Annotated in this window: 13 protein-coding genes; 5 read left to right on the forward strand and 8 right to left on the reverse strand. The window is 67.7% G+C overall.

Annotated elements, in window-relative coordinates; all coding sequences use genetic code 11:
- Positions 1–12: 12 nt before the first annotated feature.
- Positions 13–1110: a glycoside hydrolase family 172 protein gene (locus NFR93_RS14755; RefSeq protein ID WP_251454987.1), complete on the forward strand. Its 1098-nt coding sequence runs from the start codon at positions 13–15 to the stop codon at positions 1108–1110.
- 434 nt (positions 1111–1544) lie between these two features.
- Here NFR93_RS14755 and dnaB read toward each other — a convergent pair whose 3' ends face one another.
- Positions 1545–2909 carry a replicative DNA helicase gene (gene dnaB, locus NFR93_RS14760; protein ID WP_251454989.1) on the reverse strand — a complete coding sequence of 455 codons (1365 nt, stop codon included), beginning with the start codon at positions 2907–2909 and terminating at the stop codon, positions 1545–1547.
- 441 nt (positions 2910–3350) lie between these two features.
- Here dnaB and NFR93_RS14765 point away from each other — a divergent pair, with 441 nt between their 5' ends.
- The 3 genes from NFR93_RS14765 to NFR93_RS14775 all read left to right on the forward strand — a co-directional run bounded on the left by NFR93_RS14765 (position 3351) and on the right by NFR93_RS14775 (position 6267).
- Positions 3351–4382, forward strand: coding sequence for a hypothetical protein (locus tag NFR93_RS14765; protein WP_251454990.1), 1032 nt, complete (start codon positions 3351–3353; stop codon positions 4380–4382).
- Between the two features lie 92 nt (positions 4383–4474).
- Positions 4475–6055 carry a chaplin family protein gene (locus NFR93_RS14770; RefSeq protein ID WP_251455005.1) on the forward strand — a complete coding sequence of 527 codons (1581 nt, stop codon included), beginning with the start codon at positions 4475–4477 and terminating at the stop codon, positions 6053–6055.
- Positions 6056–6123: 68 nt separating this feature from the next.
- A complete protein-coding gene (locus NFR93_RS14775) occupies positions 6124–6267 on the forward strand; it encodes an LPXTG cell wall anchor domain-containing protein (protein WP_251455006.1) in 144 nt (47 codons plus the stop codon).
- A 449-nt stretch (positions 6268–6716) separates the two neighbouring features.
- Here the strand turns inward: NFR93_RS14775 and rplI are convergent, their stop codons facing one another.
- From rplI to rpsF, 4 genes are read right to left on the reverse strand one after another with little or no spacing between them, the layout of a single operon-like run.
- Entirely contained in the window at positions 6717–7169 is a 453-nt protein-coding gene (rplI, locus tag NFR93_RS14780; protein ID WP_251455008.1) for a 50S ribosomal protein L9, read from the reverse strand.
- An 11-nt stretch (positions 7170–7180) separates the two neighbouring features.
- The gene (gene rpsR, locus NFR93_RS14785; RefSeq protein ID WP_071641238.1) at positions 7181–7435 is read right to left on the reverse strand and encodes a 30S ribosomal protein S18; all 255 of its coding nucleotides are present in this window, start codon (positions 7433–7435) and stop codon (positions 7181–7183) included.
- Between the two features lie 23 nt (positions 7436–7458).
- The gene (locus NFR93_RS14790; protein WP_251455010.1) at positions 7459–7965 is read right to left on the reverse strand and encodes a single-stranded DNA-binding protein; all 507 of its coding nucleotides are present in this window, start codon (positions 7963–7965) and stop codon (positions 7459–7461) included.
- 4 nt (positions 7966–7969) lie between these two features.
- On the reverse strand, positions 7970–8338 hold the full coding sequence (gene rpsF / locus NFR93_RS14795) for a 30S ribosomal protein S6 (protein ID WP_251455012.1): 369 nt from the start codon (positions 8336–8338) through the stop codon (positions 7970–7972).
- Positions 8339–8557: 219 nt separating this feature from the next.
- On the opposite strand from rpsF, the gene NFR93_RS14800 reads away from it, so the two are divergent.
- Positions 8558–9763, forward strand: coding sequence for a hypothetical protein (locus NFR93_RS14800; RefSeq protein WP_251455015.1), 1206 nt, complete (start codon positions 8558–8560; stop codon positions 9761–9763).
- A 73-nt stretch (positions 9764–9836) separates the two neighbouring features.
- Here the strand turns inward: NFR93_RS14800 and NFR93_RS14805 are convergent, their stop codons facing one another.
- From NFR93_RS14805 to exaC, 3 genes are all read right to left on the reverse strand, one after another.
- Positions 9837–10940 carry a mechanosensitive ion channel family protein gene (locus tag NFR93_RS14805; RefSeq protein ID WP_251455018.1) on the reverse strand — a complete coding sequence of 368 codons (1104 nt, stop codon included), beginning with the start codon at positions 10938–10940 and terminating at the stop codon, positions 9837–9839.
- Between the two features lie 94 nt (positions 10941–11034).
- Complete coding sequence (locus NFR93_RS14810) at positions 11035–11433, reverse strand: DUF779 domain-containing protein (RefSeq protein ID WP_251455022.1); 399 nt, start codon at positions 11431–11433, stop codon at positions 11035–11037.
- Positions 11434–11439: 6 nt separating this feature from the next.
- Entirely contained in the window at positions 11440–12990 is a 1551-nt protein-coding gene (exaC, locus tag NFR93_RS14815; protein WP_251455025.1) for an acetaldehyde dehydrogenase ExaC, read from the reverse strand.
- Positions 12991–13103 lie beyond the last annotated feature (113 nt).

Below are 13103 nucleotides of genomic sequence, written 5' to 3' on the forward strand. Positions count from 1 at the left end.
GAAAGAATCGCAATGCCCACCCAGTGGAACACCCTCCGCAACAACGGAACCCTCCGCAGCCGCGCCATCAACGCCGAGAACCCCACCGGCGCGCCCGGATCCGCCGGCACCGCGAGCTCCCACCTCGGCCCCGGCCGAAAAGGAAGCGCCTGGTACGAGCTTCCCGCCGGAGAGACCCTCACCCTCGCGGAGATCACCGGCCCTGGCGTGATCCGCCACATCTGGATTACCGTCACCGACAAGACCCCCGCCGGACCCTTCGTCCTCCGCGACCTCGTACTCCGCGCCTACTGGGACAACTCGCCGCACCCATCCGTCGAAGTCCCCCTCGGCGACTTCTTCTGCAACGGCTTCGGCGAACGCACCCTCGTCACCTCAGAACCGATCGTGGTCGCGCCCACCGGCGGCATGAACTCCTACTTCCCCATGCCGTTCCGCACCGGCGCCCGCATCGAACTCACCAGCGAACACGGCGGCGACCTCGGCCACGTGTTCTTCCAGATCGACTACACCACCGGTGACGACTTCGACCAGTGGCCCGGCTACTTCCACGCCCAATGGCGGCGCAGCAACGGCACCACCGCGCTCGGAAAAGACCACCTCATCCTCGACGGCGTCGAAGGCTCCGGCACATACATCGGCACCTACGTCGCTCTCGCCTCCCTGCACCGCTACTGGTGGGGAGAAGGGGAAGTGAAGTTCTACATCGACGACGACACCACCCTGCCCACACTCTGCAGCACCGGCCTCGAGGACTATGCCGGCGGCGCGTGGGCATTCCAAGACGCGCTCCGCGCAGACCCCGAACCCAACATCCTCACCTTCAGCGCCCCCTACTTCGGATACCCGTTCGCGAGCGCCACCGACACCACAAAGGCGTCCGAATTCTCCACCGCCATGATGCCCATGCACGGCCTCTACCGGTGGCACCTGCCCGACCCCATCTACTTCCAGGAACGACTCCGCGTCACCGTCCAGCAGATCGGCACCTGGCAGCACGGACTCTTTGAGCGATCCGACGACATCTCGACCACGGCCTACTGGTACCAGACGGATATCAACAAGGCGTTCCCGCAACTCCCCGCGGCGCCCGACCGCACACCCCGCTGACAACCCGAATACCCAAGCCCGCTCCGGCGCACCGCGTGCGTCCATGACTGAGCGACCTCCGTCACACCGGCCGCTCGACCCCAGTCGAGCGGCCGGTTTCGTTTCGTCGCGGCGCTCGAGGACCCGACCAACCGGGCGCATCAAGAAATGTCCGGATGGACATCGCGTGGACATCTCACCCGCGAAAAGGACATTTCAGAAAAGTCCTTTCAAACCTCACGGCCCCGCCGCGGACGACACACTCGACCCTTCGAGTGGGCGAGTAACAACTGACTGCTCCGATGACGCATTGAAGCGGCTTCGTTTTCGGCCCCGCAACAGCACGACCGCCCTCGTTGCTCTTGCCGGCCCGCGAGATCGAAATGTCCAGATGGACACACCGTGGACATTTCATCTGCGAAATGGACAACTTCAAGAAAAACCTACATGTGGGATCAGAGGCCGACGGCCATGTCGGCGAAGCGCGAGAAGTGGCCCTGGAACGCGATCTCGAGCGTCGCGGTCGGACCGTTACGGTGCTTCGCCACGATGAGGTCGGCCTCGCCGGGGCGGACGTCCTTGTCGTAGACCGAATCGCGGTGCAGCAGCACGACCATGTCGGCGTCCTGCTCGATCGAGCCCGACTCACGCAGGTCGCTGACTGCGGGGCGCTTGTCGGTGCGCTGCTCAGGACCACGGTTCAGCTGCGACAGCGCGATGACCGGCACCTGCAGTTCCTTCGCCAGCAGCTTGAGGGCACGCGAGAACTCGCTGACCTCCTGCTGGCGAGACTCGACCTTCTTGCCGCTCGTCATCAGCTGCAGGTAGTCGATGATGACCATCTTCAGCCCGGCGCGCTGCTTGAGCCGACGGCACTTCGCCCGGATCTCGACCAGCGTCATGTTCGGGCTGTCGTCGATATAGAGAGGTGCGTCGTTGATGCGGCCGCGCGTCGACGCGATCGTCGTCCAGTCGCGCGAGTCGAGCGTGCCCTTGCGCATGTTCTGCAGCGGCACGGACCCCTCGGCGCTCATGAGGCGCATCGCGATCTCGCTGCGCCCCATCTCCAGCGAGAAGAAGATGGTGGGCATCTTGTGCTTGATGGCGGCGGCGCGGGCGAAGTCGAGCGCGAGCGTCGACTTACCCATCGCGGGTCGTGCGGCGACGACGATCATCTGACCGGGGTGCAGACCGTTGGTGAGTTCGTCGAACTGCTGGAAGCCGGTGGGGATGCCGGTCATCTGACCGTCGCGGCCGCGGGCTGCCTCGATCTCGTCGATCGCGGCGCCGACGGCGACCTCGAGCGGGACGTAGTCCTCGACGGTCTCGGCCCCGGTGACGCCGTAGATCTCGGCCTGGGCGTTGTTGACCAGGTCGACCGCGTCACCCTGACCGGCGTACCCCATCTGCACGATGCGCGTTCCCGCGTCGACCAGGCGACGAAGCAGCGCCCGCTCGGCGACGATCGACCCGTAGTAGCCGGCGTTGGCAGCGGTCGGCACGATCGACGTGAGCGAGTGCAGGTAGTCGGCGCCGCCGGCGCGCTGCAGCTCGCCGGTCTTGATCAGCTCGTCGGTGACGGCGACGACATCGGTCGGCTCACCGTGCGAGTAGAGCGAGAGGATCGCCTCGAAGATGAGCTCGTGCTTGGGGATGTAGAAGTCCGAGCCGCGCAAGCCTTCGATGACGTCGGCGACGGCATCCTTCGACAGCAGCATTCCACCGAGGGCGCTCTGCTCGGCGAGGATGTCGTGCGGAGGGGTGCGCTCGTGCTCGCGGGGTGGGCCAAGTCGTTCTTGCGAGATGTCAGCGATCGACATGACGTACGGAGCCTCCTGACAAGACGAAGTCCTCATCCCCCCGATGAGACGAAGTACACGCTATGAAGGGCCTCCGACACCTGCAACACGGCCTGTGGATAAGTGTGTGGAGAGATTGCGTGAAACGCCGTGGCGCATGTGGAGAACCCCTGTGGAGAACTTTCCTAGTTCGGCGAGTTTTCGTCACATAAATAGCACTTGATCGGCTCTTTGTGTTTCCACACTCTGTGGACAAACACGGGCTTGAAGTGCCCATTGAAGGTTGTGCACGAGGGGTCGAGTTGTGCACAGATGAGCCCGCCGCGCAACTCGAAGAAATCCCGGGCATTTCGGATCGAGGGGTAGACACCCGATATACCAGTACGCTAGCGTCACTGTTCCAGGCACCCTCAAGGACGATCCTCGCGGATCGAAAGACGCTCTTCGTCGTGGGAGGTGAACGTGGTATCGACAGCAGACAGCCCGATCGAGCGGCTGCGCACTCTGGCCCTGACGGGCGTCGGCATCGCGTTCGCCTGGGTCGCGGTCTCGGTCTTCTTCGGACTGGGATCATCGGACGCCCTCGCGAATGACGATGAGGGTGCCGGCGGACTTCTCGGCGGCGTGACGTCGGTCGTCGACGAGACCGTGTCGACGACCACGGATGCCGTGACCTCGGCCGTCGCAACCGTGACCGAGCCCGTCGCGAAGGTCGTCGAGACCGTGAAGACTACGGCTCCGGCCCCGGTGGCCGAGCCTGTGAAGGACGTCGTGAAGGTCGTCGAGACGGTCGCCGAGACCGTGACCGCACCGGTGGACGAGATCGTGTCGAACGACGTCGTCTCCGCCGTCGTCACGCCTGTCGTCGACGTCGTAGAGAGCGTCCCGGTCGTCGGCGGAATCGTCGAGCAGACCGGCGCGGGCGACGCCGTGAAGGACGTCGCCGAATCCACCGACAAGGCACTGGGCTCGGTGTCCGACTCGACCACCGAGGTCGTCGAGGTGATCGACGGAACCATCGATGTTCCGCCCCTCCCGACAGCACCCGCAGCGCCGTCGACGCCCGTCATTCCCACCGTCCCCGACCTCGATGTGGACGCGGTGACCGGTGAGGGCGCCGGCATCGACGTCGGCGCCGTCAACCACGCGGTCGCCGACCTGAGTTCGCAAGCCGGTACGGCGGAGCTTTCTGCGACCGCCGATGAGGCATCCTTTTCAGGCTTCACCGGGGTGCCGGGCGTAGCCGTCAACGGCGCCACCGCCGTGATCTCGGGCTTCTCGGTCCTTCTCGGTACGACGCTCACCCTGCCTTCTATGGGTGAGCTCTGCCCTGCACAGCTTTCCGCGGGATCCAACGGTGCGGGTCCCGGCGCCTGGGCGTTCCTCGCCCTCTTCCCGTTCGCCGCACACCGTGCCTGGGTGCGCCGACACGGGGCAGGGGACGACGACGTGCCGCCGGCGCCCTTCTTCGGCACCGACGTCTCTCCCGACTGACGACAGCTGCGTCGCCGATCTTCGGCGACAGAAGCTTATCGACGCGCACTCGCGCGTCCTTCGATCAGTCAATTCATTGGGGAGAACCAATCATGCGTACGTTCATCACGCGAGCCCTGTTGGGCACGCTCGTCGCCGGCGGCATAACGCTGTTCGGCGCAACGGCCGCCAACGCGGCCGAAACCACGGGGGAGGACGGTCTGCTCTCGGGCACCCAGGCCCTCATCGAAGTCGATCTGCCCGTGACCGTCGGCGGCAACGCCGTGTCGGGCATCGGCGACTCGAGCAGCGAGTCGTCCACTGTCGAGGTGGCACCCGCGGCGCAGCCCGCTCCTGCTCCTGCTCCTGCTCCGGTAGCCGAGCCAGTCGCGACGACAAGCGGTGAGGATGCCGCGGGCTCAGGCTCGCAGGCCATCGTCACCGTCGAGGCGCCGGTCACCGTCAGCGGCAACTCCGTCTCGGTCGTCGGCGACAGCTCGTCATCCGACAGCGCGACGCACGTCGAGACCGCTCCGGCGGACTCGGGCGACGCCGGCCAGGCAGAGACCTCCGGCGAGGACGGGATCCTCTCCGGAACCCAGGGCATCGTCTCGGTCAACGCACCGGTGACGGTCAGCGGCAATGCCGTCTCGGTTGTCGGCGACAGCCACAGCGAGGGCTCCGACACCGCGGTAGCCTCCGGCAGCGGCGAGGGGGAGACCTCGGGCTCGACCACCGGCGAGGACGGGATCCTCGGCGGCAGCCAGATCATCGCACCCGTGGAGGCACCGGTCACCGTCGGCGGCAACGCCGTCTCGGTCATCGGCGACAGCCGCACCGAGGGCTCGACGACCGGCGTCATCACCGGCAACGGCGACGGCGCCAGCGGATCCACCACGGGCGAGGACGGGATCCTCGGCGGCACCCAGGTCCTCGCACCCGTGGAGGCACCGGTCACCGTCGGCGGCAACGCCATCTCGGGTATCGGCGACAGCCACACCGAGGGCTCGACGACCGGCGTCATCACCGGCAACGGTGACGGCGCCAGCGGATCCACCACCGGCGAGGACGGCGTTCTCGGCGGCACCCAGGTTTTGGCGCCCATCACGGCACCGATCACCATCGGCGGCAACGCCATCTCGGGTATCGGCGACAGCCACACCGAGGGCTCGACGACCGGCGTCATCACCGGCAACGGCGACGGCGCCAGCGGATCCACCACCGGCGAGGACGGGATCCTCGGCGGCACCCAGGTCGTCGCACCCGTGGAGGCACCCGTCACCGTCGGCGGCAACGCCATCTCGGGTATCGGCGACAGCACGAGCACCGGCTCCACCACGGTCGTGTCCACCGGCAACGGCGGCACCACCGGATCGACGAACGGCGAGGACGGGATCCTCGGCGGCACGCAGATCCTCGCCCCCATCACGGCACCGATCACCATCGGCGGCAACGCCATCTCGGTGATCGGCGACAGCACGACCGAGAACTCGACGGTCATCGTGACGCCGACCGACCCCACCGTCCCGACGGACCCGACCGACCCGGTCGACCCCACGGACCCGGTCGACCCCACGGACCCGGTCGACCCGACGGACCCGGTCGACCCGACGGACCCGGTCGACCCCACGGACCCGACGGACCCCCCCACCCCGGTGAACCCGACGGACCCGACCAACCCACCACCCCGGTGAACCCGACCGACCCTACGATTCCCGCCACACCGGGCTCGAACGGCGGCAGCTTCACCGGTACTGACGGTATGACCGGTGCGCCGGCTGCCACCACCGCCACGGCTCTGGCGATGACCGGCGGCAACGACGGTCTCGCAGCGCTCTTCAGCGGTGTGCTGATGCTCCTCGCGGGAATCGGAGGCCTGCTCTTCGCGCGCCGCCGCACCGCCTGACGCGTGACGTCGGGCGTACCGTGCCTGGACGCCCGACCACCACGTGAGGGAACTCACGGATGCCGCGGCCTTCCGCTCCACCGGAGGGGAGGTCGCGGCATCCGGCATGCCTGTTTGGCGCTGGATGCGGGTATCTGCGCGGGTAGCAGCAGACTGCGACGAGCTCGCGCGAGCAACGGCGGCTCGGTTGGCGCCATGTGCGGTGACCGAGGATGATGAGCGCAGACAGCGTCAAGTTCGCGGGCGCCGCGCGGAACTCGTACCCGTGCCGCCGCTGCGCGGGGAAGTCGGCATCTTCGTGATTGCGAGCCACTCGACCGCTCGAGTCGCTCGCTGCGAGGCTACTCGAGCACCCGAGTCCGGTCGCCCGAGAACCCACCCGAAACGACGGATGCCGCGCCCCCTACTCCCGAGGGAGCAGAGGACGCGGCATCCGCGGGTGTCGGGCCTTACTTGGCGGCGACGACCTGAAGGTTGATCACAGCGGTGAGGTCGTCGCGCAGACGGACCGTCGCCTCGTGCTCGCCGACCGACTTGATCGGCGACGTGATGTGGATCTTGCGCTTGTCGAGCTCGCCCAGACCGGCAGCCTTGACGGCGTCGGCCACATCGACGGTCTTGACCGAACCGAAGAGGCGTCCTTCGTTGCCGGCCTTGACCGACAGACGAACGGTGTTCGACTCGAGCTTGTTCTTGAGGGCCACGGCCTCTTCGTGGTCGTGGATCGCGCGCGACTCGCGAGCGGCGCGGATGGACGCCACCTGCTTCTCGCCGCCGCGGCTCCACGCCACTGCGAAGCCCTGGGGGATGAGGTAGTTACGGGCGTACCCGTTCTTGACCTCGACCACGTCACCGGCGCTACCGAGCCCGGTGACCTCGTTCGTGAGGATCAGCTTTGCCATTCCGGTGCTCCTTAGCGGCCAGCGCCGGCGTAGGGCAGGAGCGCCATCTCGCGTGCGTTCTTGATCGCCTTGGCGATCAGACGCTGCTCCTGAACCGAAACTCCGGTGATACGACGGGCGCGGATCTTCCCGCGCTCCGAGATGAACTTGCGAAGCGTGGCGACGTCCTTGTAATCAATGACGCCGACCCGGATCGACTTCGCGGGAGCGGTGGGCTTGCCACCCTTCCGCGGCTTGCGGCGGTCGCCGCTCGACTTTCCAGCCATGGTGATTCCTTAAAAAGATGTGTTCAGAACGGGGTGTCGTCGCCGTAGGCGCCGGGGGCGCTCCACGCGTCGGCGTTGGCGTTGGCGTTCGAGGAACCGGGGGTCGACCACGGCTCGTCGGCGACCTGCGCCTGCTGACGGGGCGCTCCGCCACCGCCGCCGCCACCCGCTGCACGGGTGACCTGCGCGGTCGCGTAACGCAGCGACGGGCCGATCTCGTCGACCTCGAGCTCGATCGCGGTGCGGTTGTTGCCCTCGCGGTCCTGGTAGGAGCGCTGCTTCAGGCGGCCGGTCGCGACGACCCGCATGCCCTTGGTCAGCGAACCCGCCACGTGCTCGGCGAACTCGCGCCACACGCTCGCGCGGAGGAACAGCGCTTCGCCGTCCTTCCACTCGTTCGCCTGACGGTCGAAGTTGCGCGGCGTCGACGCGATCGTGAAGTTCGCGACGGGCAGGCCGTTCTGCGTGTAACGCAGTTCGGGATCAGCCGTGAGGTTGCCCACGACGGTGATGATCGTTTCGCCTGCCATCAGCTCAAGCCTTCGCAGCCTTGGCGGACTTGCGAGCAGCCTTCTCTTCCGAGCGCTTCGCCTCAGCAGCGACCATCGCCTGCGCCTCTTCGGCACGGAGGACCTTGGTGCGCATGATCTGCTCGCTCAGCTTCAGCTGGCGGTCGAGCTCCTGCGTGGCCTCGGCGGTCGCGGTGAAGTTGACGACGGCGTAGATGCCCTCGGTCTTCTTCTGGATCTCGTAGGCGAGACGGCGGCGACCCCAGATGTCGACGTTGTCGATCGAGCCACCATCATTCGTGATGACCTTCAAGAACTTGTCGAGGTTCGGGGCGACCTGGCGCTCGTCGATCTCGGGGCTCAGAATGACCATGAGTTCGTACTGGTGCGTCACTAACCCACCTCCTTCGGACTAGAACGGCTCCCGGGCATTTCCCGGAAGCAGGAGGGTGTGGTGCACGTCATCCGACTTCTCGCGCGCATGGGCGCGTGCGGACAACCCTCCTATGGTACCGGACGCCAGGTCAGCCGCCGAATCCGAGGCTCTGGGGGATCCCCGACACCCGCGCCGCCGGTCGAGAGACCACACGCGGGCCGCAGGTAGGTTGGCGGCATGGCTGCTGCATCTGCACCGTTCGACGCGCGCCCGCTGACCGAGCCGGTCGACAAGGAGACGGTGCGCGCCTTCGCCCGCCAGCTGAAGCAATCCGGCCGTGCGCCGTCGACCAGCCCGCTGTCGATCGTCATCATCTCGATCGCAGGACTGTTCTTCCTGTCGGTGTTCGGGACGGTCTTCAGTTCCATCTTCGGCGCGTTCCTCGTCGCCGGCGACAGCGGACCCCGCGCGATGTTCGCGATCATCCCGTTCGTGCTCATCCTCGCCGTCATCGCCATGGTCGTCGTCGCGATCGTGCGCGGCTTCGGCGGGCAGCGCGAGCGCTGGTACCGCCTGGACCGCTTCGCGCGGGCGAACGCGATGTCGTATGTGCCGGCGTTCACGAACCCCGGCCTGCCGGGCATGATCTTCAGCATCGGCAGCAGCCGCCGCTCGTCGGACCTCGTCCGCGGCGAGCGCCCGCGCTTCGTCGAGTTCGGCAACTATCAGTACACGACCGGGTCGGGCAAGAACCGCACGACCCACAAGTGGGGATACGTCGCGGTCAAGCTCGACGCGCCCCTGCCGCACATCGTCCTGGACGCCACGGGCAACAACGGCCTCTTCGGCTCGAACCTGCCGACCGGGTTCGACAAGGATCAGCGCCTCAGCCTCGAGGGCGACTTCGACCGCTACTTCGCGCTGTACTGCCCCGCCGGCTACGAACGCGACGCGCTCTACCTCTTCACCCCCGACATCATGGCGCGCTTCATCGACAACGCCGCCGCCCTCGATGTCGAGATCGTCGACGACTGGCTGTTCCTCTACGCCAAACGCGACTTCTCGACCCTCGACCCGCGCACCTGGGCGTGGCTGTTCTCGGTAGTCGGCGCCCTCCTCGACAAGCTCGCCCAGTGGGCGCGCTGGCGCGACGACCGCCTGCGTGCGCAAGCCCGATCGACGGATGCCGCCGCTGCCGCTCCGGCTGTGGACGCAGCATCCGGCACCGCGAACCCGGCGTCCGCCGGAGCCGCACCCGCGCACGAGTCGGTGCCCTTCTCACCGCCGCTCGAGCAGCTGCGGCCCCCGCCGGGCGTCGCCCCGCAGGGACGCCGCCTGCAGAAGGGCGTCCCGTGGGTCGCGATCATCATCGGCGCCGTGGTGGTGGGCGTGTGGCTGCTGCAGTTCTTCGGCGGGTTCGCCGGGATGCTCTTCAATCGCTGAGCTCCCACGCTCGGACGGACGCGCGTCAGGCCATCGAACCCGGCCTTGCTGTGGGGGCAATCTGCTGCGGACGTCAGCCGATGGCAGCGCGGTCCGCCGCCGCGGCCGCCCCGCCGTCCGTTACCGGCGGCTCGCCGACCGGGCCGTCGATGCGCACGCGTCGCAGCGGCAGCGCTTCGGGGTGCTCGCGGCGAATCCAATCGGCGAGCTGCTCGCGCACCAGGCACCGCAGATCCCACATGCGACCCGAGTCCGCCGCGCTCACCAGCACACGCACCTGCAGCACGCCGCCGACGGCGTCGGTGACCTGCACGCCCTGCGTCTGCCCGTCCCACAGGTCGGTGCCCTCGAGCACACGTGCCAGTTCGCCGCGCAGCCCGTCGACGGGCACCCGCCAGTCCAGGTCGAAGTACACCGTGCCCAGCAACTCGCGGCCGAGCTTGGTCCAGTTCTCGAAGGGGTTGGTCGTGAAGTACGTGCACGGCAGCACGAGGGTCCGCTGATCCCACAGCTCGAGGACGACGTAGCTCAAGGTGATCTCGTTGATGCGGCCGAACTCGCCCTGCACGACCACGACGTCGCCCACCCGGATGGCCTCACTGAAGGCCAGCTGCACCCCCGCGAACAGGTTGCTGAGCACCGACTGCGCGGCGAGACCGGCGACGATCGACGCGATGCCGGCTGAGGCGAGCACGCTCGCGCCGACCGCGCGGACGCCGTCGAAGGTCATGAGGATCGTGCCCGCGGCGATGACCACGATCACCACCACCACCAGCCGCCGGACGATCTGCAGCTGCGTGCGCACCTTGCGCGCCGAGAAACTGTCGCTCTCGACGAGGCGGTACCGCTGTGTGCCGGTGTCGACGAAGAAGAGGAACAGGTTCGCCAGCAGCCAGGCGCCGGCGATGATGACCGCGATGACGAGTGAATGCCGGATGCCGCCGCGCCACGACTCGTCGACCGGCAGCGCGCCGGTCGAACCCAGCAGCGCCAGCAGCAGCAGCGTCACCCGGAAGGGCCACCGGGTACGGGCGCTCAGCGTCTGCGGCCAGCGCTTGCGGCGGCCGACCAGCGAGGTCGCGACGGTGGCGACGACCGCGACGGCCACCACGACCCCCAGCAGGATCCCCAGCACCATCGCCCATGCGCCCCACTGCTCCCACGCGTCCGTCTGCACCGCGCCCCTTCCGTTCACCGACTGCGGTCGCCCTCCACGCTAGGTCGGGGGCCCGGGGGCGATGCAAATGCAGACGACGGTGCGGAGGGATTTGTCAGGGGGATGCCGCGAGACCGAAGTGCGCGAGCTCGGACTCGTCCAGCATCCGGGAGCGGATGAGGAAGCGCAGGCCCGTCGGCGACTCGACACTGAACCCGGCGCCGCGGCCCGGGACGACGTCGATGGTGAGGTGCGTGTACTTCCAGTAATCGAACTGGGCTGCCGACATCCACACGTCGATCGGCTCGGGCAGGCCCGCGTCGACGACGCCGAGGTGGACGTCGCCGGGCCCGGTCTGGAACATGCCGACGGGGAAGCACATCGGCGCGCTGCCGTCGCAGCATCCGCCCGACTGGTGGAACATCAGCGGGCCGTGCTGCGCGGCGAGGTCGCGCAGCAGGGCGGCCGCAGCGTCGGTCACGGCCACCCTGCTGTACGTCGTGGTGTGGGACATCGGGGATCAGAAGAAGCCCATCGAACCCTCGGCGTACGACACCAGGAGGTTCTTGGTCTGCTGGTAGTGATCGAGCATCTTCAGGTGATTCTCGCGGCCGATGCCCGACTGCTTGTACCCGCCGAACGCCGCATGCGCGGGGTACTGGTGGTACGTGTTCGTCCACACGCGTCCGGCTTCGATGGCGCGTCCGGCGCGGTAGGCGGTGTCGCCGGAGCGGCTCCAGACGCCCGCGCCCAGACCGTAGAGGGTGTCGTTGGCGATCGAGATGCCGTCGTCGAAGTCCTGGAACGACGTCACCGAGACGACCGGCCCGAAGATCTCCTCCTGGAAGATGCGCATGTCGTTCGTGCCCTCGAACACCGTGGGCGCGACGTAGAAGCCGTCCGACAGGTCGCCGCCGAGGTCGACCCGCTCGCCTCCGGTGAGCAGCTTCGCCCCGCCTGCCTTGCCGATGTCGATGTAGCTGAGGATCTTCTCGAGCTGGTCGTTGGACGCCTGGGCGCCGATCATCGTCTCGGGGTCGAGCGGGTTGCCCTGCCGGATCTTCGACACCCGCTCGAGGCCGTCGCCGAGGAACCGGTCGTAGATCGAGCGCTGGATGAGCGCGCGCGACGGGCACGTGCAGACCTCGCCCTGGTTGAGCGCGAAGAAGCTGAAGCCCTCGAGCGCCTTGTCGTAGTACGCATCCGACGTGTCACGGGCGACGTCGTCGAAGAACACGTTGGCGCTCTTCCCGCCGAGTTCGAGCGTGACGGGGATGAGGTTCTGCGAGGCGTACTGCATGATGAGGCGGCCCGTGGTGGTCTCGCCGGTGAACGCGACCTTGCGGATGCGCTTGTGCTGAGCGAGCGGGGCACCGGCCTCGATGCCGAACCCGTTGACGATGTTCACCACACCGGCCGGCAGCAGGTCGCCGATGATCTCGAAGAGGAACAGGATCGACGCGGGCGTCTGCTCTGCGGGCTTGAGAACGACGCAGTTGCCGGCGGCGAGGGCCGGGGCGAGCTTCCATGTGGCCATGAGGATCGGGAAGTTCCACGGGATGATCTGGCCGACCACGCCGAGCGGCTCGTGGAAGTGGTACGCGACGGTGTCGTCGTCGAGCTGGCTGAGCGAGCCCTCCTGCGCCCGCAGCACCCCGGCGAAGTACCGGAAGTGGTCGACGGCCAGAGGGATGTCGGCGGCGAGCGTCTCGCGGACCGGCTTGCCGTTCTCCCAGGTCTCGGCGACCGCGATCTTCTCGAGGTTCTGCTCGATGCGGTCGGCGATCCTGTTGAGGATGACGGCGCGCTCGGCAGGGGTCGTCCGCTTCCACGACGCGAACGCCTGCCATGCGACCTCGACGGCCCGGTCGACGTCTTCGACGGTGCCGCGGCCGACCTCGCAGAACGGCTTGCCGTTGACCGGCGAGATGTTCTCGAAGTACTGGCCTTTGATCGGCTCGACGAACTCGCCGCCGATGTAGTGGCCGTAGCGGGGGCGGTAGTCCGCGACCGATCCGCGCTGGCCCGGGGCTGCGTAGACGCTCGAGACGCCTTCTTCGACGATGGTCATGTGCTGTCTCCTTCGACGTGCTCGCGACGGTCCTCGTCGCGTGTGGTCGAAGGTAGAGGGCGCAACGTTGCAGAACGTTGCGCCCTCCGCGGCGGTGCGGACCCGGAGGAGAC

The organism is Microbacterium sp. Marseille-Q6648, assembly GCF_943181415.1.
Lineage (GTDB): Bacteria > Actinomycetota > Actinomycetes > Actinomycetales > Microbacteriaceae > Microbacterium.

Excerpts from the sequence above, each read along its gene's own strand:
- NFR93_RS14755 (WP_251454987.1), top strand. The coding sequence starts at position 13 with ATGCCCACCCAGTGGAACACCCTCCGCAACAACGGAACCCTCCGCAGC.
- dnaB (WP_251454989.1), bottom strand. The coding sequence starts at position 2,909 with ATGTCGATCGCTGACATCTCGCAAGAACGACTTGGCCCACCCCGCGAG.
- NFR93_RS14770 (WP_251455005.1), top strand. The coding sequence starts at position 4,475 with ATGCGTACGTTCATCACGCGAGCCCTGTTGGGCACGCTCGTCGCCGGC.
- NFR93_RS14775 (WP_251455006.1), top strand. The coding sequence starts at position 6,124 with ATGACCGGTGCGCCGGCTGCCACCACCGCCACGGCTCTGGCGATGACC.
- rplI (WP_251455008.1), bottom strand. The coding sequence starts at position 7,169 with ATGGCAAAGCTGATCCTCACGAACGAGGTCACCGGGCTCGGTAGCGCC.
- rpsR (WP_071641238.1), bottom strand. The coding sequence starts at position 7,435 with ATGGCTGGAAAGTCGAGCGGCGACCGCCGCAAGCCGCGGAAGGGTGGC.
- NFR93_RS14790 (WP_251455010.1), bottom strand. The coding sequence starts at position 7,965 with ATGGCAGGCGAAACGATCATCACCGTCGTGGGCAACCTCACGGCTGAT.
- NFR93_RS14800 (WP_251455015.1), top strand. The coding sequence starts at position 8,558 with ATGGCTGCTGCATCTGCACCGTTCGACGCGCGCCCGCTGACCGAGCCG.
- NFR93_RS14810 (WP_251455022.1), bottom strand. The coding sequence starts at position 11,433 with ATGTCCCACACCACGACGTACAGCAGGGTGGCCGTGACCGACGCTGCG.
- exaC (WP_251455025.1), bottom strand. The coding sequence starts at position 12,990 with ATGACCATCGTCGAAGAAGGCGTCTCGAGCGTCTACGCAGCCCCGGGC.